This is a genomic window from Kutzneria sp. 744, assembly GCF_000568255.1.
GTDB lineage: Bacteria > Actinomycetota > Actinomycetes > Mycobacteriales > Pseudonocardiaceae > Kutzneria.
Map to the genome: position 1 here is coordinate 6,458,019 of NZ_KK037166.1, position 19,405 is coordinate 6,477,423.

The window sequence follows — 19,405 nt, forward strand, 5'->3', positions numbered from 1 at the left end:
CCGCGGGCACGAGCTCCCGCAGCAGGGATTCGTTCACTCCGTCACCGAGCTGTGCTCGCCGAGGAACGGCCGGACCTCCAGCCACTCGTGGATCGGCTCGCCGTTGGCGCCGGGCGCGGCCGACAGCTCGCCGGCCAGCTCCACGGCACGGTCCCAGGTGTCCACGTCGATGATCATCCAGCCGGCGATGAGGTCCTTGGTCTCGGCGAACGGCCCGTCGGTCACCGGCGGCCTGCCCTCGCCGTCCGAGCGGACCCACGCGCCCTCGGGGGCCAGCGCCTGGCCGTCCACGTACTCGCCGGACTGCTCCAGCTTGGCCGCGAAGTCCCGCATGTACTGGATGTGCGCGTCCACCTCGGCCGGCGTCCACTTGTCCATCGGCACGCAGTTGATCGCCTCGGGGGCGCCGCGGTAGTGCTTGAGCAGCAGGTACTTCATGGCCGTTCTCCTTCGTTCGGTCCGTCCTGTGCCCCTGGGACGGAGCCGTCGCCCCATTCTCGACAACTCCGGGCAGATTTTTTTGACGGCGCTGACGACGAGACCGAAAACGCAGGTCAGACGCCCAGGTTGATGCCCTCGGTGCCGTCGGCGACCCGGCCGACGGCCTCGACGTCGTCGCCACGGCTGCTGGCGGAGAAGTGCCCGATGTTGATGGTCGCCCCGCGGTAGAAGGCCAGCACGACGATGAGCTCGCCGGGGTTGGCGGGGCCCCAGTCGCTGCACTGGCCGGGACGGATGCCGAAGGTCTCCTGGCCGCCGCGGCTGGGCCACTGGAGCACGGCGTCGAAGTCGGCGAACCGGTCGACGCACAGCCGCACGCCGCTGGCGGCGGGCGCCGCGGACGCCACGACCGGGGCCACGAGGCCCAGTCCGACCGCGGCCATCGTCGCCGCGGTCGCCTTGGCCGCCGTTGAAAGCATGTGTCTTCTCCTCAGCTCGGGGTCGTGTGGCACGGCTGCCACGCCGCGAACGTAGGAGCGATGACCAGGCGGCGGGGACGGCCGAGCCGATCTTGGGGAAACCCCTCGGCAACCCCGGTCGCGAATCTCGGTGGCGGCGGCTGGCACGCTGGTGCGCATGACGACGATCGCGGTGCTGGGGGCAGGCAAGATCGGTGAGGCGCTGCTGTCCGGGCTGCTCGACGCCGGCTGGGGGCCGGGCGACCTGATGTTCACGGAGCGCTACGAGGAGCGCTGCCGGGAGCTGACGGAGCGGTACGGGGTGCGGGCGGTCACGGTGGCGGGGGCGGCCGCGACGGCCGAGGTGCTGGTGGTGGCGGTGAAACCGCAGGACATCGACCCGCTGCTGACGGAGCTGAACTCCCTGCTCAGGCCGGGCACGCTGGTGGTGTCGCTGTGCGCGGGCCTGCCGACCGCGCTGTACGAGCGGGAGCTGCCGCAGGGCACGCCGGTGGTGCGGGTGATGCCGAACACGCCGATGCTGGTGGGCCAGGCGATGAGCGCGATCTCGGCCGGCGCGCACGCCACGCCGGAGCACATGGACCTGGTGGACAAGCTGCTGGGCAGCGTGGGCAAGGTGCTGCGGGTGCCGGAGTCGCAGCAGGACGCGGTGACGGCGCTGTCGGGCTCGGGCCCGGCCTACTTCTTCTTCCTGGTCGAGGCCATGATCGACGCCGGCATCCTGCTCGGGCTGCCCCGGGCGGTGGCGGCCCAGCTGATCATCCAGTCGGCGGTCGGCTCGGCGACGATGCTGGCGGACTCCGGGGAGCACCCGGTCACGCTGCGTGAAGCCGTGACCTCGCCGGCGGGCACCACCATCATGGCCATCCGCGAGCTGGAGAAGCACGGGGTGCGGGCGGCGCTGCTGGCGGCGATCGAGGCGGCGCGGGACCGGTCGGCGGAGCTGGGCCGCGCCCACGACGCCTGAGGCGCCGGCCGGTACGACGTGCGCCGATCGGCGAGCGACGCCGCTGGACGGGCTGAATGGTCGAACCGCAGCGGCGGCGTGGTGCGTACGGGTGGATCCCGACACCACTGGGCGCACAGCGCGGCGCGGACGTCGCAGCAGCCCCATGCGTCCCGCTACGCTCGGGTGAGCACGTGCGTGTCGATACCGCCGGTGGGGAAGCCGACGGCGCGACACGTGTTTAAGGACGCGGTGACACATGCCGGCGCAGCAGCAGAAGGAGACACACCCCGGGCTCGCACAGGTGCAGTTCCTCACCATCGCCGAGGTGGCGAAGGTGATGCGGGTCTCGAAGATGACCGTGTACCGCCTGGTGCACTCGGGCGAACTGCCTGCCGTGAGGGTGGGCAAGTCGTTCCGCGTGACGGAAAGCGCGGTGCAGGACTACCTGGAGAACGCGTACTACGACGCGGGCTGAGAAGATCAAAACAGCGCCCGGCTGGTACCTGTGCCAGCCGGGCTCGCCCGTGCGGGTAAAGTGACAGGTCGTTCGTGCTCGGTGCCATGGCCGCGTCCCCACGCGGCGGCAGGGGCTCGGCAGCCCTGGGCAGCACGAGGGCACCACCAAGATCACACCGTCTACACCTAAGGAACCCGTATGGGCTCGGTCATCAAGAAGCGTCGCAAGCGCATGTCGAAGAAGAAGCACCGCAAGCTGCTTCGCAAGACCCGGGTGCAGCGACGCAAGCGCGGCAAGTGAGGCGCTCGGCCTGAAGCCTGTTCGGCACCCGCGCGATCGCGCGGGTGCCGTCCTGCGTTACGGGTGGCTCGCCAGATCCCGCCGATCGGGTGAGCCCGCGGTAAAACCCACGTGACCTGCGTCAATGCGGCGTACCTGGCCCCTGTTTCGGGCGGTCACGACGAGTAGCATCGCTCGGGTCGCCGCCTATGCAGGGAGTCGCATGGCGCCCAACGTCGTCCTCGTCACCGGAGTCAGCCGCTTCCTCGGCGGCCATCTCGCCGCGCGCCTTGCCGCCGATCCGTCGATCGAGCGGGTGCTCGGGGTGGACACCGTGCCGCCGCCACGCGATCTGCTCCGGCGGATGGGCCGGGCGGAGTTCGTCCGCGCCGACATCCGCAACCCCCTGATCACCAAGGTCATCGCCAGCGCCCGGGTCGACACCGTGGTGCACGCCTCCGTCACCGCCAACCCGGCCGGTCCCACCGGCCGCACGGCGATGAAGGAGATGAACGTCATCGGCACCATGCAGCTGCTGGCCGCCTGCCAGCGCTCGCCCGTGGTGCGCAGGCTGGTGGTCAAGTCCACCACCGCCGTGTACGGTGCCAGCTCGCGCGACCCGGCGATGTTCACCGAGGACATGGCGCCCAAGGCGCTGCCGTCCAGCGGCTACGCCAAGGACGCCGTCGAGGTCGAGGGCTACGTGCGCGGCTTCTCCCGGCGCCGCCCCGACGTGGCGGTGACCACGCTGCGTTTCACCAACTTCATCGGCCCGCGCATCGACACCGTGCTGACCAGGTACTTCGCCCTGCCGGTGGTGCCGACGGTGTTCGGCTACGACGCCCGCATGCAGCTGCTGCACTCAGAGGACGCGCTGGCCGTGATGGAGCGGGCCACGCTGCACGACCTGCCCGGCGTGTTCAACGTCGGCGGCGACGGCGTGCTGATGCTGTCCCAGGCGATCCGCCGGGCCGGCCGGATCCCGCTGCCGGTGCCGAGCATGGCGGTGCCGACCGTCGGCCGGCTGGTGCGTAGCGCGCGACTGGTCGACTTCTCACCCGACCAGATGCGGTTCCTGAACTTCGGCCGCGTCGTGGACACCACCCTGCTCCAGCGGGACTTCGGCTTCACGCCGCGCTGGACGACCAAACAGGCGTTCGACGACTACGTCAGCGGCCGGGCGCTGCGCCCGGCGATCGACGTAGACACCCTCGCGGCGGCGGAGCGAGGCATTCTCGACCTCGCCGCGCGCATTCCGATCAGGTGAGTGAGGAGGTGGAACCCATGCCCGACGCACGCGTTATCCCGTTGCACGGCGCCGACCGACCCGCGCCGAGAACGGCGCCGCCGGCGCGACCCCGGATGGAACAGGTGCCGCCACCCGCGGACACCGCACGCGACAAGGCCGTCGAGGCCGGCCCCGAGTGGGAGCGCAGGCTGGCCGACTCGTTGGCGTTCCTGCGTCGCCGCATCACCGGTGACTACCAGGTCGACGAGTTCGGTTTCGACCGGGAGCTGACCGACAACGTGATGATGCCGCTGCTGCGGCCGCTGTACGAGAAGTGGTTCCGGGTGGAGACCATCGGCCTGCACAACGTGCCGGCCGACAGCGGCGCGCTGCTGGTGGCCAACCACTCGGGCACGCTGCCGATGGACTCGGTGATGACCGCCGTGGCCGTGCACGAGCACCACCCGGCCAACCGGCACCTGCGCATGCTCGGCGCCGACCTGGTGTTCCGCACGCCGCTGCTGAGCTCCATCGCCCGCAAGACCGGCCAGACCCTGGCCTGCAACCCGGACGCGGAGCGGCTGCTGCGCGGCGGCGAGCTGGTCGGCGTGTGGCCGGAAGGCTTCAAGGGCGTCGGCAAGCCGTACAAGGACCGCTACAAGCTGCAGCGGTTCGGCCGCGGCGGCTTCGTGTCGGCGGCGCTGCGGACCCGCACGCCGATCATCCCGGTGTCCATCGTGGGCGCCGAGGAGATCTACCCCAAGATCGGCGAGATCAAGCTGATCGCCCGGCTGTTCGGGCTGCCGTACTTCCCGGTGACACCGACCTGGCCGCTGCTCGGGCCGCTGGGCGCGGTGCCGCTGCCGTCCAAGTGGTACATCGAGTTCGGCGAGCCGATCCGCACCGACCACTACGAGCCGGGGGCGGCCGAGGACCCGATGCTGGTGTTCAACCTGACCGACCAGGTCCGGGAGACCATCCAGCAGACCCTCTACCGGCTGCTCACCCAGCGTCGCAACGTCTGGCTGGGCTGACTCACTCGATCGGGTAGTCGACCGGCGCCATCGGGTCGCGGTGCCTACCGTGGTCGGATGGCGCTGTGGTCGCGGAGATCCGCATTGCTCGCGGCGCCGGCGATGGCCGCCGGCGGGCTGGTCGTCGCCGGCGCGTTGCCCGCGTCGGCGGCCACGAGCGACGCGCTGACGTTCGTCGCCTCGCGAGCCACCAGTTCCCCGCTGGACAAGCCCGTCGTCGGCACCACCTTCGGCGCGCTGCTCACGCTGTTCGACGCCAACTCGGCCGCCGCCGGTGACGGCTCGATGATCGGCACCGTGGTCAACGTGACGGTGGACAACCCGGCCAAGCTCATCGTGCAGATGAAGATCGTGCTCCGCCTCAGCGCCGGGGCCAAGGGCGAGCTGCACCTGAGTTCCATGCACGCCATGGTTGTTCCGTCGCCGGTGCAGAACCCGCTGGCCATCGTCGGCGGGACCGGGCAGTATGCCGACGCCCGCGGCGAGGGCACGATCACCTATCCCACGCCGGACCGCATCAACATCACGTTGAACGTGGCGACCTGAGGCGTCAGACCAGTGCTTTGGCCAGGTCGGCCGCTTCCCGGGCGGTGCCCCAGGACAGGGTGACGCCCAGGCCGCCGTGGCCGTAGCAGTGGACGATGGGACGGCCGGCGAGTTCACGGGATTCGAGGCGGATGGCCGCGCGTTCGGGGCGTAGCCCGACCCGGTGTTCGAGGATCGGGGCGCCGGCCAGCCTGGGTTCGACGGCGGCGCAGCGGTCGAGGATGGCGGCGGCGATGGCCGGATCGGGGTCCATGCGCCAGTCGCCGACGGTGGACACGCCGCCGAGCACGACCTGGTCGCCGTGCGGGAAGTAGTGGGTGAACTCGGGCTCGGTGGAGATCTCCACGAAGAACTCCTCGATGCCGGGATTGGCCACCACGACGAGCTGGCCGCGGCTGGCCCGGACGGTCAGGTCGGGGACGAGCCGCCGAGCGCCGACGCCGGTGCAGTTGACCAAAACCGGGGCCTCGTCGATGGCTTCGCTCAGGCGCGTGACGCTGCGGATGTCGAGACGCCCGCCGGCCACGGTCAGGCGGCCGGTGAGGTAGCCGAGATAGCGAGGCATGTCGATCAGGGGCACGCGGGCCCACTGGCCGCTGATGAAGCCGGGCGGAAGTTCGTTGCGGCCACAGGTGATCAGGTCCGGGACCATGGTCACCTGCGGCGGCAGATCGTCCAGGGGCAGCGGGGTGCGGCTGGCCATCCGGCCGCGGGTGAGGCGGACGCCGGTGGCGGGATCCCGGGCCAGCCGGGTGAACTCCTCCAGCCCGACACGACTCCAGCCCAGCGCCCGATCGGCCGGTTCGGCGAACGCCGGGCCCCACATGGCGCCGGCCGTCGCGGAGGTGGTCTGCCGCGGCAGGTCGGTGCTCATCACCCTGGTCCGCACGCCGGCCTCGGCCAGGCACACCGCGGTGGTCAGGCCGACCACCCCGGCCCCGATGACGAGCACGTCGTCACTCACGCTCGTCACGGTAGGGCATCGGGCAGCGAATACCGAGTCCGAAAGGGACAGTGCCGGCTACGATCCGCGACCATGTCCCAGCCAAGCGCACCCCCGCAGTTCCCCATCTTGATCTCGACCATGAACGACGTCCCGGGCTGCCGGGTCACGCACGTCTTCGGCGAGGTCTTCGGCCTCACCGTGCGCAGCCGCGCGATCGGCGTGAACTTCATGGCCGGCATCAAGTCCCTTGGCGGCGGCGAGGTGACCCAGTACACCCAGATGCTGTCCGACTCCCGCAACGAGGCGCTCGGCCGGCTCTGCCAGCAGGCCATGGGCTACGGCGCGAACGCCGTGCTGGCCATGCGCTTCGACTGCAACGAGATCGCCCAGACCATGAGCGAGGTCGCGGCCTACGGCACGGCGGTCTACATCGTGCCCAACGACCAGCCGGCCCAGCAGCACGCCGCCCAGGCCCACCAGCCGCCGGCCGCGCAGCAACAGCAGCAGCAGTACCAGCAGGCCCCGCAGCAGCCACCGACGCAGCAGCCCCAGCGCTGACCCCCGACGGCTTTGTCCTGCGTCCGCCCAATGCAGGGAAGGACGCCTTACCCGCGTTCAACGAGGGTAAGGCGTCCTTCCCTGCACAAGTCGGATCAGGAGGCGCGGCGGCGGTAGGCGATGCCGGCGGCTACGGCGCCGGCCAGGGCGCCGGCGCCGAGGACCGTGGGCACGCCGATGCGGGCGGCCTTGCGGCCGGTGCGGAAGTCACGGATCTCCCAGCCGCGGCGGCGGGCCAGCTCACGCAGGGCGGGGTCGGGGTTGACGGCCACGGCGGTGCCGGCGGTGGACAGCATGGGCACGTCGTTGATGGAGTCCGAGTAGGCGGTGCAGCGCCGCAGGTCGAGGCCCTCACGAGCGGCGAGCGCCCGAACGGCATGGGCCTTGGCCTTGCCGTGCAGCAGATCGCCGACCAGCCGGCCGGTGTAGACGCCGTCCCGGGACTCGGCGACGGTGCCCAGCGCCCCGGTCAGGCCGAGCCGCCGGGCGATGATCGAGGCCAGCTCCACCGGCGTGGCGGTGACGAGCCAGACCCGCTGGCCGGCGTCCTGGTGCATCTGGGCCAGGGCCCGGGTGCCGGACCAGATCTTGGCCGCCATCAGCTCGTCGTAGATCTCCTCGCCGAGGTCGACGAGCTCCTGCACGCTGCGCCCGGCCACGAAGCCCAGCGCCTGCTCGCGGCTGGCCCGCACGCTGTCGGGGTTCTCCTTGCCGCCGAGCCGGAACCGGAGCTGCCGCCAGGCGAAGCTGGCCAGGTCGGTGGTGGTGAAGTACTTCCGGCTGGCCAGGCCGCGGGCGAAGTGGAAGATCGAGGCGCCCATCATCATCGTGTTGTCGACGTCGAAGAACGCGGCGGCGGTCAGGTCCGGCGGCACCGCGAGGGCGGCCTCGAGGTCGGCGGCGGCCGCCACCGCCGCGTCGGCCGACGCCTCGCCGGCCACCTGGGCCATGCGGTCGAGTTCCGCCTGCTCCGCCTCGTCACGCCAGCGTGGCACCGCCGCGCCTCCCGCTTCGCCGCTCCTGCCGGGTCCTCATCGTGCAAGGGTAGCGATCAGCCGCCGAGCACAATGCCCGGTAGTCCGGGCAGCAGCGGCGGCAGGCTGATCACCGGCAGCGGCAGCGGCACGGAGACGTCGGTCGGCTTGGTGCTGGTGGTGGTCGGTCCGGATCCCTTGGACCCGGTGGTCACGGGCGAGGCCACGGTGGGCGTGGTGAAGGTGACGGTCGGCGTCGTGGTGACGGTGCTCGACGAACCGCCGCCGGGCCCGGAGCCGCCCGGCCCGCCGCCGGGATGCGTGGCCGTGGTCGGAAGGGTGCTGTAGCTCTGCTGGACCGGCGGCCGCGTGGCGCAGGCGTCGGTGGCCGGCAGGGCTCCGACGTCGTCGGCGCCGCCGGTGGTGATCGTGTAGCAGTTCAGCCGCGCGATGAGGGCGTCGGCCCGCTCGGTGATGGCGGCCAGCAGGTCGGCGCTGGTGTCGGCGCGCTCGGGCAGCGACGGCCGCAGGGTCTTGAGCCGCTGCGACTGCGACGTGGCCCAGTCGCGCAGGTAGGTCAGGCCGGAGCCGTCGCCGTTGGTGCTGAGCACGGTGAGCAGCCGGGAGCCGGCGGCGGCGTCGGTGTCGAAGTCGGTCAGCGCGGTCAGGTACGAGCCGATGGGGGTGGCGCCGCGGGCGGCCATGCCCTCCATCTCGTCGATCCGCGCGGTGGCGAACTCGAGGTGCTTGCGGGCCTTGGCGGCGTCGTCGAAGGCGAGGCCGAAGGAGGCCGACTCGGCCGAGCGCTTGATCGCGTACAGCGGGTCGCCGGGCAGCGCGTCGCGGCTGAGCAGCAGGCTCATCGCGCCCAGCGAGAGGATCAGGCACAGGGCGGCGGCCAGGGCGACCATCAGGCGGCCGGGTGCGGTGGACCGGGCGGCGGCTAAGTCCCGGACCGGGGCCGGCGGGGACTCGAAGTCCATGGCCTTGAACTCGGCGAGCACCCGCAGTCGCATGCGCTCCCGCTCCCGCGGGGTCGGCGCCAACGCGTCGGCCGAGCGCCGCAGCAGATCTGCGACGCGTTCGTGCTCCATCCGGGTCTCCACCTCACCACCTGTTCGTTCCCAATCCAGGAAACGACGGCGGCACTGCATCGGTTACGCGTAAGAGCATTGCGTCAGCGATTGCGCACAGCTAGCGCAGTTCGGCCGGCAGCAGTTGGGCCAGCCGGCGTACCGCGCGATGCTGCAAAGCCTTGATCGCGCCCTCGTTCCGGCCCATCTGCTCGGCCGTCTCGGCCACCGACAGGCCCTGCAGGAAGCGCAACACGATGCACTCCCGCTGGTCGTCGTTGAGCTCGCTCACGCAGCGCAACAGCTCGGTTGATGTCGCCTCGTCCAGCACGGCCTGCTCGGGACCGGTCGTGACCTGGCGATTGTCGTCCAACTCGGCGGTGGTGACCTCCAGCCGGTACCGGCTCGACTTGACGTGGTCGAGCACGAGGTTGCGGGCGATGGTGACGAACCAGGCGCCGACGTCACGGCCCTGGTAACTGACCGTGGTGATGCGGCGCAGGGCCCGCAGGAACGTCTCGGAGGTCACGTCCTCGGCCAGCGTGCGGTCGCCGACGCGGAACAGCACGTAGCGGAACACCTGGTCCACGTACCGGTCGTAGAGCAGGCCGAACGCCTCCACGTCGCCGCTCTGCGCCTTGTCCACGAGCTGCCACGCCTCGGCGTGCTCGTCGGCGGTGGCCGGCCGGCCGCCTGGCTGTTGGGAACGGGCAGGGCTGCTCATAGGTCCAGCAGCACCTCCCTTGGTCGGCGTAACGGCAGCATACGTGTTGTTACTTGCAAGTAGGTAGCGCTCACGGGCGGACCTTGATGGGACGTCGGGACCAGCTCCTGCATGACGCGGGAGCACCGTGACAAAATCCAGCGGTCGGCTCGATGGGGAGGTCTCGTATGACCGGTGTCAGCAACGTGGCGGATCTGGTCCGCACCGCCGCGGTCCGTGGTCCCGATCACCCCGCGTTCATCGACGCGGCCACCGGAGACACCCTGAGCTGGGCCGAGGTGGACGCCGCGACCGATGTCGAGGCCCACCGCCTGCGCGAGGCCGGCCTCCAGCCGGGCGACCGGGTCGCGGTGCGGCTGCCCACGTCCACGGAGTTCGCGGTGGCCGTGTTCGGCGCGCTGCGGGCCGGCGGCGTGGTGGTGCCGGTCAGCACCGGCGGTCCCATCCGTGAGCTGACCCGCGTGCTCAACGACAGCGACGCCTCGCTGCTCATCGGCGACGGCGACGGCGTGTCGACCAGGACGCTGCCCGCGCCGGTGCTGCGCGTCGACGGCGGCCTCACCGGCGAGTCGGTGCGCGGCGGCGAGGACGTGGCTGTGCTCGCGTACACGTCGGGTACCTCCGGTGTGCCGCGCGGGGCGATGCTGTCGCACCGCGCGTTGCTGGCGAACGTGGCGCAGTGCGCGGCGCTGCGCCCGGCGCCGGTGACCGCCGCCGACCGCGTGCTGCTCGCCTTGCCGCTGTTCCACTCCTACGGGCTTGGACCAGGACTGTTCCAGGTCGCGGCCGCCGGCGCGACCGCTGTTCTGCTGCAACGTTTCGACGCGGAGGCAGCAGTTGACGCCATCGAGCAGCACCGGGTGACGACGTTGGTCGGCGTGCCCCCCATGTATCAGGCGCTGATGCACGTGGACGCCGCTCGCCTGCGTGACGCACTGGTCACGGTCCGGCTGTTGACCTCGGGCGCCGCGCCGCTGAGCCCGTCGCTGCTGGCGGCCGTGCAGCAGGCGACGAGCCTGCCGGTGTTCGAGGGCTACGGACTCACCGAGACGGCCCCGGTGCTGACCTCCACGCTGGTCGGCGGCCAGATCAAGCCGGGCTCGGTCGGCCGCCCGCTGCCGGGCGTCGAGCTGCGGCTGGTGGACACCGACGGCCAGCCGTTCGCCGACGACGAGGAGTTCGTGCTGCCCGACGACGACGCCGGCCTGGTGTCGGTGCGCGGCGAGAACCTGTTCAGCGGCTACTGGCCGGACGGCGCGCACGGCCCCGACGCCGAGGGCTGGTTCCGCACCGGCGACGTCGGCTACCTCGACGACGAGGGCGACCTGCACCTGGTCGACCGGGCCGGCGACCTGATCATCGTGAACGGCTTCAACGTGTACCCGCACGAGGTGGAGCAGGTCATCGCCGAGCTGCCCGGGGTCGCGGAGGCGGCCGTGGTCGGCGTGCCGAGCGAGACGACGGGCGAGGCGGTGAAGGCCGTGCTGGTGCTGGGCCAGGACGCGGAGCTCACCGCGGAGCAGGTGGTCGAGCACTGCGCGGAGCGGCTGGCCAAGTTCAAGGTGCCGGTCACCGTGGAGTTCGCCGAGGTCCTGCCGCACTCGCCGACCGGCAAGCTGGTGCGCAGCCGGCTGCGCCTGCCCCAGGCGTAGATCGCCCCGGGCGTAGGTTGATCCGCGTGAGCCACACCGTGACCGTGATGACGAGGGTCGGCTGCGACCACTGCGTGCAGGCCGAGGCCGATGTCCGGCGCATCTGCGACGAGCTGGGTGTGCCGTGGGCGGCCTCGGACGTGGACACCGATCCGGACCTGCGGGCCGAGTACGGCGACCGGGTGCCGGTGATCCTGGTCGACGGCCGCGAGCACGGCTACTGGAAGGTCGAGGAGCCCCGCCTGCGGGCGGCGCTGGCCGACTGAGCCGAACGGCGGCCCCTCGGGGCAATGGGCAAGCACGGGACGGCCGTTCAGTGCTTGGCTGGGGGCATGACCCGCGAGATGTTCACGGAGCACTACTTCGCTCACGTGCACGAGTTCATGGCCACCGCCCGAGCCGAGGAGCCGGTGTTCCTCACCCGGGCGGTGAACGGCGTCCCGACCTGGGTCGTCACGCGCTACGACGACGTGCGGGCGCTGCTCACCGACGACCGGCTGAGCAAGGACTCCCCGCGGCTGGTCGAGCTGCTGACCGAGAAGCTGATCGCCGCCGGCCGCGAGCCCAAGCTGAACAACCTGTTCGGCAAGCACATGCTGAACTCCGACCCGCCCGACCACACCCGGCTGCGACTGTTGCTGGCCAAGGACTTCACCGCCCGCCGGGTGGCCCTGCTGCGGCCGTTCACCGAGCAGCTGACCGAGAACCTGCTGACCGCGTTGGCCACCGCCGACGGTCCGGTCGACGTGGTCGACGGCTTCTCGGTGGCGCTGCCGGCGATGGTGATCAGCGAGCTGCTGGGCGTGCCGCCCGAGGACCGGCACGAGTTCCAGGCCTGGACCGGCGCGCTGCTGTCCGGCGACCCCGTCCAGTACGTGCCGGCCGACCAGGCGATCAACGCCTACATGAGCAACCTCATCGCGCAGAAGTCGGCCACGCCGGGCGACGACCTGCTGTCGGCCATGACCAGGGCCAGCGAGGAGGGCGACCGGCTGTCCACGGACGAGGTGCTGGCCATGGCCCTGCTGCTGCTGGTGGCCGGGCACGAGACGACCGCGAACCTGATCAGCTCCGGCATCCGGCGGCTGCTCACCACGCCGGGCCTGGCCGAGCAGCTGCTGGCCGACCCGGCGCCGGTGGTGGAGGAGATGCTGCGCGTCGACACCCCGGTGATGCTGGGGACCTCCCGGTTCACCACGGTGGACGTCGAGGTCGGCGGCGTGACCATTCCGGCCGGCGAGATCGTGGCGCTGTCGGTGGGGTCGGCCAACCACGACGAGGAGCGCTTCGCCGACAGCGCCGAGTTCGACCTGGACCGCGGGGCGCGCGGGCACATCGCGTTCGGGCACGGCCTGCACCACTGCCTCGGCGCGCCGCTGGCCCGGCTGGAGGCCGAGGTCGCGCTGACGGCGTTCGCCCGCCAGTTCCCGCAGGCGCGGCTGGCGGTGCCGGTGGAGCAGTTGCCGCACCGTCACGCGGCGATCATGAACGGTCACTCCGAAATGCCCGTTGTGCTGGGCGCGCGGGCGGTCGTCACCAATTCGTAAGGCCGCATCGCTTGAACCTGCGGCCCTCGCGGCACGAAGTTGAAGTGTGGGTGCACCAACGACAGTCGAAGCTCCGCCGCGGCCGACCGAGGCGAGGATCCCGGCCGGCCCGGCGATGCTCATCGGACTGCTGGGCGTGGCGGCCGCGCTGGCCGCCGGCCATCTCGTCGCCGCGTTCATCGATCCGAACGCGTCGCCGTTCCTGGCCGTCGGCAACGCGGCGATCGACCTGACGCCGGCCTGGCTCAAGGAGTTCGCCGTCACGGCGTTCGGCACCGCGGACAAGCTGGTGCTGCTCACCGGCATGGGGGCGTTCCTGGTGGTGGTCGCGGCCGTGGCCGGGCTGCTGTCGCGGCGCAGCCCGATCCCCGGCACGGCGCTGGCGGCGGTGCTCGGCGTGGCCGCGGTCGCCGCCGTGTTCAGCCGTTCCGACCTCGGCCAGCTGGCCAGCCTCGCGCCGCTGGCCAGCCTGGTCGCCGGGGTGATGACCTTCCGACGCCTGCACGCGGCAGCGCTGGGCGTCCAGGAGGCCGACAGCGGGCCACACGGCGTGGAGCGGCGGAAGTTCCTCCAGGGGGCCGTCGGCGTCGCCGTCGGGGCGGGCATCGCCGGCGTGGCCGGCCAGCTCATCGGCACGCGCGTGGACGTGGAGGGCTCGCGGGCCACGGTGACCCGCCGGCTGGCCAAGTTCCGGGACGGGACCACCGTCGCCGGCGCGGACTTCGCCCAGGACGGGACGCCGACGTACCTGACGAAGAACGAGAACTTCTACCGGATCGACACCGCGCTGTCGGTGCCCCGGCTGACCGCCGAGGGCTGGTCGCTGCGCATCCACGGCCTGGTCGGCCGGGAGCTCACGCTGGACTTCGACGACGTCATGGCCATGGACCTGATCACCCGGACCATCACCATGACCTGCGTGTCCGACGACGTCGGCGGCCCCTACATCTCGACCGCGCAGTTCACCGGAGTCCCGCTGCGCGACCTGCTGGCCAAGGTCGGGGTGAAGGACGGCGCCGACCAGGTCTTCTCCACCAGCACCGACGGCTACACGGCGGGCAGCCCGCTGGAAGTGATCATGGATCCGAGCCGCAACGCCATGCTGGCCGTGGGCATGAACGGCGAGGCCCTGCCGCCCGAGCACGGCTTCCCGGCCCGGCTGGTCGTGCCCGGCCTGTACGGCTACGTCTCGGCCACGAAATGGGTCACCGACATCGAGCTGACCACCTTCGGCGCGAAGACCCAGTACTGGGTGCCGCGCGGCTACTCGGAGAAGGCCCCGATCAAGACGGAGTCGCGCATCGACAGCCCCCGCGGCCTGGGCTCGGTGCCGGCCGGCAAGGTCGTCGTGGCCGGCATCGCCTGGGCCCAGACCAAGGGCATCGCCAAGGTGGAGCTTCAGATGGACGGCGGCCCGTGGCAGGAGGCCGACCTCGCCGTGCAGCCGACCAAGGAGGCCTGGCGGATGTGGCGGCGGTCCTACCAGCTGCGGCCGGGCTCGCACACAGTGGTGGTGCGGGCCACCGACGCCACCGGCTACACGCAGACCGCCGACGTGGCCGATCCGGTGCCGGACGGGGCCACCGGCCTGCACTCCGTGGTGTTCACGACGGCCTGAGCAGGGTCGTCTCGCCCGAACGGGCGACGGCTTTCCGCACGCCGAGCCGCCAACTTTGTGCACGCGTTCACAAGCGCTACGGTTGACCCATCACACCAATCGAGGGAGCAACCAGCGTGGGTGCACGGCGGGGTGAGGACGTCGAGGTCGTGGCTGCCCCCGGCCGGCTTCCGGACGAACCGGCCGTGCGCGAGCGGGCCCGGGCCATTCCCGAGGCCGCCGTCGCCCGCCTCGCGGTCTACCTGCGGGTGCTGTCGGGCCTGGCCGAGCAGGGCGTGACGAGCATCGCCAGCGAGGAGCTCTCGGCCGCCGCCGGCGTCAACTCGGCCAAGCTGCGCAAGGACCTGTCCTACATCGGGTCCTACGGCACCCGGGGCGTCGGCTACGAGGTCGAGGTCCTCGTCGACCAGATCGAGCGAATCCTCGGACTTACGCGAAAGCACTCGGTGTGCGTGGTCGGCATCGGTAACCTTGGTCACGCGCTGGCCAACTACGGAGGCTTCCCGGGCCGGGGTTTTCCGGTCTCGGCGCTGTTCGACGTGGACGAGGATCTGATCGGGGTCCCGGTCGGAGGAATCCTGGTCAGCCACGTCGACGACATCGTCCGGGTGTGCTCCGAGCGGGAGATCTCGATAGGGGTGATCGCCACGCCGCCACCCGCCGCCCAGGCGGTCTGCGACCGTTTGGTATCCGGGGGCGTGCAATGCATCCTGAACTTCGCACCCGTCGTGCTCCAGGTTCCCGACCACGTCGAGGTGCGCAAGGTCGACTTGGCGGTGGAGATGCAGATCCTGTCGTTCCACGTGGCACGGCGCGCGGACGAGGCTGCGAACGCGGACGAGAGCGGAATGGTGGTGCCGGGGTGAACTCGAAGGCCGGCTCGACCGTTCTAGCCTGGGGGTGGTCGAAATGAGCCTGCTCGCGGTCGGTGTGTCCCACCGCACGGCCGAGGTGCGCACGCTGGAACGACTGGCGGTGTCCTCGGACAACCTGCCCAAGCTGCTCGACGAGCTGCTGGGCCAGGAGAACGTCACCGAGGTCCTGCTGCTGTCGACGTGCAACCGGATCGAGGTGTACGCGGTCGTCGACGCCTTCCACGGCGGTCTGGCCGACGTCACCAACGTGCTCTCGCGGCACTCGGGCATCGAGGTCAACGAGCTCTGCGAGCACTTCTACGTGCACTACGCGGCGGCGGCGGTCGAGCATCTGTTCTCGGTGGCCGCCGGCCTCGACTCGATGGTCGTCGGCGAGGCCCAGATCCTCGGCCAGCTGCGCGGCGCCTACTCCGAGGCGGACGCGGCCGGCACCGTCGGCAAGACCCTGCACGAGGTCGCTCAGCAGGCCCTGCGGGTCGGCAAGCGCGTGCACAGCGAGACCGGCATCGACCACGCCGGCGCGTCGGTGGTGTCCGAGGCCCTGGCCGACGCCGAGCGCGTGTTGGACGGCCTGGCCGGACGCAGGGCGCTGCTGGTCGGCGCCGGCTCGATGGGTGGCCTGGCCGCCGCGCACCTGCGCCGCGCCGGCATCGGCGAGATCGTCATCGCCAACCGCACCCCGGCCAACGGGGACCGGCTGGCCGCGTCGCTGACCGGCGAGGGCGTGCCCGCCCGCGCGGTCGGGCTCGACCGGCTCGCCGATGAGATCTCCGCCACGGACGTGCTGCTCGCCTGCACCGGCGCGATGGACGTGGTGGTGGACGTCGACCGGTTCGCGCCGGGCGCCCGCCGCGGCCCGCTGGTGGTCTGCGACCTCGGCCTGCCCCGCGACGTCGACCCCGCGGTCGGCGACCTGGACGGCGTCACGCTGGTCGATCTGGAGACGTTGCAGCACCGTCTGGCCACCGCGCCGTCGGCGCTGGACACCGAGCGGGCCCGGCGCATCGTCGCCGACGGCGTGCGCGACTACCTGGCCGGTCAGCGGTCCTCGGCGGTCACCCCGACGGTGACCGCGCTGCGCCGCCGCGCGGCCGAGGTGGTGGACGCCGAACTGTTGCGATTGGACTCGCGGCTCCCGGACCTGGATGATTCCATCCGTGCGGAGCTGGCCAGGACGGTCCGCAGGGTGGTGGACAAGCTGCTGCACACCCCGACCGTCCGCGTCAAGGAACTGGCTTCGTCGCCCGGCGGGGCCGGCTACGCGGACGCTTTGCGGGAGCTCTTCGAGCTCGACCCGCAGGCGCCGAGGGTGGTCAGCACGCCACGCACTGTAGAGACCGAACACGGTGGAGACCGGTGAACCGGACGTTGAGGATCGGAACCCGAGGCAGTGCCCTCGCACTGGCCCAGACCGGCATGATGGCCGAGCGGCTGGAGCGCGCGGGAGCCACGGTGGAGATCGTCACCGTGAGCACCCCGGGCGACCGGTCGAACGCGCCCGTCGCCGAGATCGGCGTCGGCGTGTTCACCTCGGCCCTGCGCGACGCGCTGGCCAACGACGAGGTGGACGTCGCCGTTCATTCGTACAAGGACCTGCCGACGGCGCCGGACCCGCGGCTCGTGCTGGCCGCCGTGCCGACCCGCGAGGACCCCAGGACGCCCTGGTCGCGCGGGACGGCATGGTGCTCGGCGAGCTGCCGGCCGGCAGCCGGGTCGGCACCGGCGCGGCCCGTCGGGTCGCCCAGCTCGAGGCGCTGGGCCTCGGCCTGGAGCTGGTGCCGATCCGCGGCAACGTGGACACCCGCATTCGCAAGGTGTCCGACGGCGAGCTCGACGCCGTCGTGGTCGCCGCGGCGGGCCTGTCCCGGCTCGGCCGGCTCGACGTCGTGACCGAGTTTCTCGACCCGATCCAGATGCTGCCCTCCCCCGCGCAGGGTGCGCTGGCGGTGGAGTGCCGGGTCGACGACGTCGACACCGAACACCTGCTTCGCTCCTGCCTGGATGATCAGGCCAGTAGGGCCGCTGTCACCGCCGAGCGCGCGATGCTTGCCGCGCTCGAGGCCGGGTGCAGCGCGCCCGTCGGCGCACTGGCCGATGTGGTGGAAGACCTCGACGACGACGGCCGCACTGTGTTGCGCCTGTCGTTGCGCGGGGTCGCCGCGACGCCGCAGAACGAGTTGCTGCGCGCTTCGGCCACCGGTGACTTGACCACAGCAGAGCAGTTGGGCCGGGCGCTCGCGGCCGAACTGCTTGATCTCGGCGCCACGGTGCTCAGTGGCCCGGGGAGCAAGTGATGGGGAGTGCCCTGATGACGACCCGCGCACGTAAGACCCCCGGACGCGTCGCGTTCGTGGGTTCCGGCCCCGGCGACGCCGGGCTGCTGACGGTTCGGGCCACGGAGTTGCTGGCCAGGGCAGAGCTGGTGGTGACCGACCCGGACGTGCCGTCCGAGGTCCTCGGCCTGGCCGAGGGCGCCGAGGTGCGCCCGGCCGTCGGCGAGCCGGGAGATGTCGCGAAGGACCTGGTCAACGAGGCCCGCAACGGACGCAGCGTCGTCCGGCTGGTCTCGGGTGACCCGCTGACCCTGGACTCGGTGGTGACCGAGGCCCAGTGCGTGGCGAGGTCCACTGTGGACTTCGATGTGGTGCCCGGAGTTCCCGGCGGCACCGCGGTTCCGGCCTACGCCGGCGTCGCGCTGGGCGCCGTGCACACCGAGGCCGACGTTCGGTCCACTGTGGACTGGGCCGGCCTCGCCGCCGCGCCCGGCACGCTTGTCCTGCACGCCACCGGATCCCACCTCGCCGAGGCCGCGTCCTCGTTGGTGGAGCACGGTTTGGCCCCGCAGACCCCGGTCGCGGTGACCGCCGGCGGCACCGCCTTCGGGCAGCGCACCGTGGACACGTCGCTGGCCGCGCTGGCCACCGACGCCGGTGACCTCTCCGGGCAGCTGGTCGTGACGGTCGGCAGCAGCGTCGCCGGCCGGTCCAAGCTGTCCTGGTGGGAGTCGCGGGCGCTGTACGGCTGGCGGGTTCTGGTGCCGCGCACCAAGGAGCAGGCCGGCGCGATGAGCGAGCGGCTGCGTGAGCACGGGGCGATCCCCGTCGAGGTGCCGACGATCTCCGTCGAGCCGCCGCGCAGCCCGGCCCAGATGGAGCGCTCGGTCAAGGGCCTGGTCGACGGCCGCTACCAGTGGGTCATCTTCACCTCCACCAACGCGGTGCGCGCGGTGTGGGAGAAGTTCCGCGAGTTCGGCCTGGACGCCCGCGCCTTCTCCGGCGTGAAGATCGCCTGCGTCGGGGAGAGCACCGCGGCCAAGGTCCGGTCGTTCGGCATCATTCCCGAGCTGATCCCCTCCGGGGAGCAGTCCAGCGAGGGCCTGCTGGCCGACTTCCCGCCCTACGACGACATCCTGGACCCGGTGGACCGGGTGCTGCTGCCGCGGGCCGACATCGCCACCGAGACGCTGGCGGCCGGTCTGCGCGAGCGCGGCTGGGAGATCGACGACGTGACGGCGTACCGCACCGTGCGGGCCGCGCCGCCGCCCGCCGACACCCGCGAGATGATCAAGTCCGGCGGCTTCGACGCGGTCTGCTTCACGTCCTCGTCCACCGTGCGCAACCTGGTCGGCATCGCCGGCAAGCCGCACACCCGGACGCTGGTCGCCTGCATCGGCCCGCAGACCGCGGAGACCGCCCGCGAGTTCGGCCTGCGCGTCGACGTGCAGCCCGAGTTCGCCACCGTGCCGGCCCTGGTCGACGCGTTGGCCCAGCACGCGGCCCGGCTCCGCGCCGAGGGCGCGCTGCCGCCCCCGCGCAAGACCAAGCGCCTGCGTCGGTCGTGATTTTCTAGCTTGATCGAAGGGGGCGTTCCGGCAACGGGACCGCCACCTTCGCCTTTTTCGCCCCATAGTAGGGAGTACTCGTTCGTGTTCGCCACGCACCGTCTCCTGCGGCTGTTGTATTTATTTTTTTTTTTGGGCCTGTTTGGTCTTGAATGGTTTTTTTTTTTTCTTTTTTTTTTTTTTT

Annotated in this window: 21 protein-coding genes and 1 pseudogene; 15 read left to right on the forward strand and 7 right to left on the reverse strand. The window is 71.5% G+C overall.

Annotation, left to right across the window (positions count from 1 at the left end):
* Positions 1 to 33: 33 nt before the first annotated feature.
* Both KUTG_RS29315 and KUTG_RS29320 read right to left on the reverse strand, forming a co-directional pair.
* Entirely contained in the window at positions 34 to 438 is a 405-nt protein-coding gene (locus KUTG_RS29315) for a YciI family protein (RefSeq protein ID WP_043721300.1), read from the reverse strand.
* Between the two features lie 116 nt (positions 439 to 554).
* Positions 555 to 920 carry a hypothetical protein gene (locus KUTG_RS29320; protein ID WP_043721302.1) on the reverse strand — a complete coding sequence of 122 codons (366 nt, stop codon included), beginning with the start codon at positions 918 to 920 and terminating at the stop codon, positions 555 to 557.
* A 157-nt stretch (positions 921 to 1,077) separates the two neighbouring features.
* On the opposite strand from KUTG_RS29320, the gene proC reads away from it, so the two are divergent.
* The 6 genes from proC to KUTG_RS29345 all read left to right on the forward strand — a co-directional run bounded on the left by proC (position 1,078) and on the right by KUTG_RS29345 (position 5,413).
* Entirely contained in the window at positions 1,078 to 1,887 is an 810-nt protein-coding gene (gene proC / locus KUTG_RS29325; protein WP_043731032.1) for a pyrroline-5-carboxylate reductase, read from the forward strand.
* 238 nt (positions 1,888 to 2,125) lie between these two features.
* Entirely contained in the window at positions 2,126 to 2,344 is a 219-nt protein-coding gene (locus tag KUTG_RS29330; RefSeq protein WP_043721305.1) for a helix-turn-helix domain-containing protein, read from the forward strand.
* 180 nt (positions 2,345 to 2,524) lie between these two features.
* Positions 2,525 to 2,626 (forward strand): 30S ribosomal protein bS22, encoded by a 102-nt coding sequence (locus tag KUTG_RS56760; protein WP_015105422.1) that lies wholly within the window; start codon positions 2,525 to 2,527, stop codon positions 2,624 to 2,626.
* A gap of 202 nt (positions 2,627 to 2,828) precedes the next feature.
* Positions 2,829 to 3,872, forward strand: a complete 1,044-nt coding sequence (locus KUTG_RS29335; protein WP_043721307.1) for an NAD-dependent epimerase/dehydratase family protein — start codon at positions 2,829 to 2,831, stop codon at positions 3,870 to 3,872.
* A gap of 17 nt (positions 3,873 to 3,889) precedes the next feature.
* Positions 3,890 to 4,867 (forward strand): lysophospholipid acyltransferase family protein, encoded by a 978-nt coding sequence (locus KUTG_RS29340; RefSeq protein WP_043731034.1) that lies wholly within the window; start codon positions 3,890 to 3,892, stop codon positions 4,865 to 4,867.
* A 57-nt stretch (positions 4,868 to 4,924) separates the two neighbouring features.
* Positions 4,925 to 5,413 carry a hypothetical protein gene (locus tag KUTG_RS29345; RefSeq protein WP_157494847.1) on the forward strand — a complete coding sequence of 163 codons (489 nt, stop codon included), beginning with the start codon at positions 4,925 to 4,927 and terminating at the stop codon, positions 5,411 to 5,413.
* 4 nt (positions 5,414 to 5,417) lie between these two features.
* Here the strand turns inward: KUTG_RS29345 and KUTG_RS29350 are convergent, their stop codons facing one another.
* Positions 5,418 to 6,377, reverse strand: a complete 960-nt coding sequence (locus KUTG_RS29350) for an FAD-dependent oxidoreductase (protein ID WP_232241018.1) — start codon at positions 6,375 to 6,377, stop codon at positions 5,418 to 5,420.
* Between the two features lie 72 nt (positions 6,378 to 6,449).
* On the opposite strand from KUTG_RS29350, the gene KUTG_RS29355 reads away from it, so the two are divergent.
* Positions 6,450 to 6,917 (forward strand): YbjQ family protein, encoded by a 468-nt coding sequence (locus KUTG_RS29355; protein ID WP_043721312.1) that lies wholly within the window; start codon positions 6,450 to 6,452, stop codon positions 6,915 to 6,917.
* A gap of 95 nt (positions 6,918 to 7,012) precedes the next feature.
* Here the strand turns inward: KUTG_RS29355 and KUTG_RS29360 are convergent, their stop codons facing one another.
* The 3 genes from KUTG_RS29360 to KUTG_RS29370 all read right to left on the reverse strand — a co-directional run bounded on the left by KUTG_RS29360 (position 7,013) and on the right by KUTG_RS29370 (position 9,688).
* Positions 7,013 to 7,867, reverse strand: a complete 855-nt coding sequence (locus tag KUTG_RS29360) for an HAD family hydrolase (protein ID WP_052396706.1) — start codon at positions 7,865 to 7,867, stop codon at positions 7,013 to 7,015.
* A gap of 101 nt (positions 7,868 to 7,968) precedes the next feature.
* A complete protein-coding gene (locus KUTG_RS29365; RefSeq protein WP_052395553.1) occupies positions 7,969 to 8,997 on the reverse strand; it encodes a DUF5667 domain-containing protein in 1,029 nt (342 codons plus the stop codon).
* A gap of 88 nt (positions 8,998 to 9,085) precedes the next feature.
* Positions 9,086 to 9,688, reverse strand: a complete 603-nt coding sequence (locus tag KUTG_RS29370) for a sigma-70 family RNA polymerase sigma factor (RefSeq protein ID WP_043721317.1) — start codon at positions 9,686 to 9,688, stop codon at positions 9,086 to 9,088.
* A 167-nt stretch (positions 9,689 to 9,855) separates the two neighbouring features.
* Here KUTG_RS29370 and KUTG_RS29375 point away from each other — a divergent pair, with 167 nt between their 5' ends.
* From KUTG_RS29375 to KUTG_RS29410, 8 genes and pseudogenes are all read left to right on the forward strand, one after another.
* Positions 9,856 to 11,340 carry an AMP-binding protein gene (locus KUTG_RS29375; RefSeq protein ID WP_043721319.1) on the forward strand — a complete coding sequence of 495 codons (1,485 nt, stop codon included), beginning with the start codon at positions 9,856 to 9,858 and terminating at the stop codon, positions 11,338 to 11,340.
* Positions 11,341 to 11,366: 26 nt separating this feature from the next.
* The gene (locus tag KUTG_RS29380) at positions 11,367 to 11,606 is read left to right on the forward strand and encodes a glutaredoxin family protein (protein ID WP_232241020.1); all 240 of its coding nucleotides are present in this window, start codon (positions 11,367 to 11,369) and stop codon (positions 11,604 to 11,606) included.
* A 66-nt stretch (positions 11,607 to 11,672) separates the two neighbouring features.
* Positions 11,673 to 12,887: a cytochrome P450 family protein gene (locus KUTG_RS29385; RefSeq protein ID WP_052395555.1), complete on the forward strand. Its 1,215-nt coding sequence runs from the start codon at positions 11,673 to 11,675 to the stop codon at positions 12,885 to 12,887.
* A gap of 115 nt (positions 12,888 to 13,002) precedes the next feature.
* Positions 13,003 to 14,505: a molybdopterin-dependent oxidoreductase gene (locus KUTG_RS29390; protein ID WP_084579934.1), complete on the forward strand. Its 1,503-nt coding sequence runs from the start codon at positions 13,003 to 13,005 to the stop codon at positions 14,503 to 14,505.
* Positions 14,506 to 14,654: 149 nt separating this feature from the next.
* Entirely contained in the window at positions 14,655 to 15,371 is a 717-nt protein-coding gene (locus KUTG_RS29395) for a redox-sensing transcriptional repressor Rex (protein WP_232241495.1), read from the forward strand.
* Between the two features lie 43 nt (positions 15,372 to 15,414).
* On the forward strand, positions 15,415 to 16,740 hold the full coding sequence (locus KUTG_RS29400) for a glutamyl-tRNA reductase (protein ID WP_043721325.1): 1,326 nt from the start codon (positions 15,415 to 15,417) through the stop codon (positions 16,738 to 16,740).
* Positions 16,737 to 17,674, forward strand: a pseudogene (gene hemC, locus KUTG_RS29405) (hydroxymethylbilane synthase). Before KUTG_RS29400 ends, hemC begins: the two are co-directional and overlap by 4 nt.
* Before the next feature lie 14 nt (positions 17,675 to 17,688).
* Positions 17,689 to 19,221 carry a bifunctional uroporphyrinogen-III C-methyltransferase/uroporphyrinogen-III synthase gene (locus KUTG_RS29410; protein ID WP_043721327.1) on the forward strand — a complete coding sequence of 511 codons (1,533 nt, stop codon included), beginning with the start codon at positions 17,689 to 17,691 and terminating at the stop codon, positions 19,219 to 19,221.
* A 4-nt stretch (positions 19,222 to 19,225) separates the two neighbouring features.
* Here KUTG_RS29410 and KUTG_RS64060 read toward each other — a convergent pair.
* The coding region (locus KUTG_RS64060) for a hypothetical protein (RefSeq protein ID WP_232241021.1) at positions 19,226 to 19,405 on the reverse strand (180 nt) is incomplete at its 5' end.

Bases quoted from the DNA above. Each gene is read 5' to 3' on its own strand.
- KUTG_RS29335 (WP_043721307.1), top strand. From the start codon at position 2,829: ATGGCGCCCAACGTCGTCCTCGTCACCGGAGTCAGCCGCTTCCTCGGC.
- KUTG_RS29315 (WP_043721300.1), bottom strand. From the start codon at position 438: ATGAAGTACCTGCTGCTCAAGCACTACCGCGGCGCCCCCGAGGCGATC.
- KUTG_RS29360 (WP_052396706.1), bottom strand. From the start codon at position 7,867: ATGGCCCAGGTGGCCGGCGAGGCGTCGGCCGACGCGGCGGTGGCGGCC.
- KUTG_RS29385 (WP_052395555.1), top strand. From the start codon at position 11,673: ATGACCCGCGAGATGTTCACGGAGCACTACTTCGCTCACGTGCACGAG.
- KUTG_RS29370 (WP_043721317.1), bottom strand. From the start codon at position 9,688: ATGAGCAGCCCTGCCCGTTCCCAACAGCCAGGCGGCCGGCCGGCCACC.
- KUTG_RS29340 (WP_043731034.1), top strand. From the start codon at position 3,890: ATGCCCGACGCACGCGTTATCCCGTTGCACGGCGCCGACCGACCCGCG.
- KUTG_RS29345 (WP_157494847.1), top strand. From the start codon at position 4,925: ATGGCGCTGTGGTCGCGGAGATCCGCATTGCTCGCGGCGCCGGCGATG.
- KUTG_RS29355 (WP_043721312.1), top strand. From the start codon at position 6,450: ATGTCCCAGCCAAGCGCACCCCCGCAGTTCCCCATCTTGATCTCGACC.
- KUTG_RS29320 (WP_043721302.1), bottom strand. From the start codon at position 920: ATGCTTTCAACGGCGGCCAAGGCGACCGCGGCGACGATGGCCGCGGTC.
- proC (WP_043731032.1), top strand. From the start codon at position 1,078: ATGACGACGATCGCGGTGCTGGGGGCAGGCAAGATCGGTGAGGCGCTG.
- KUTG_RS29375 (WP_043721319.1), top strand. From the start codon at position 9,856: ATGACCGGTGTCAGCAACGTGGCGGATCTGGTCCGCACCGCCGCGGTC.
- KUTG_RS29330 (WP_043721305.1), top strand. From the start codon at position 2,126: ATGCCGGCGCAGCAGCAGAAGGAGACACACCCCGGGCTCGCACAGGTG.
- KUTG_RS29410 (WP_043721327.1), top strand. From the start codon at position 17,689: ATGACGACCCGCGCACGTAAGACCCCCGGACGCGTCGCGTTCGTGGGT.
- KUTG_RS29390 (WP_084579934.1), top strand. From the start codon at position 13,003: ATGCTCATCGGACTGCTGGGCGTGGCGGCCGCGCTGGCCGCCGGCCAT.
- KUTG_RS56760 (WP_015105422.1), top strand. From the start codon at position 2,525: ATGGGCTCGGTCATCAAGAAGCGTCGCAAGCGCATGTCGAAGAAGAAG.
- KUTG_RS29400 (WP_043721325.1), top strand. From the start codon at position 15,415: ATGAGCCTGCTCGCGGTCGGTGTGTCCCACCGCACGGCCGAGGTGCGC.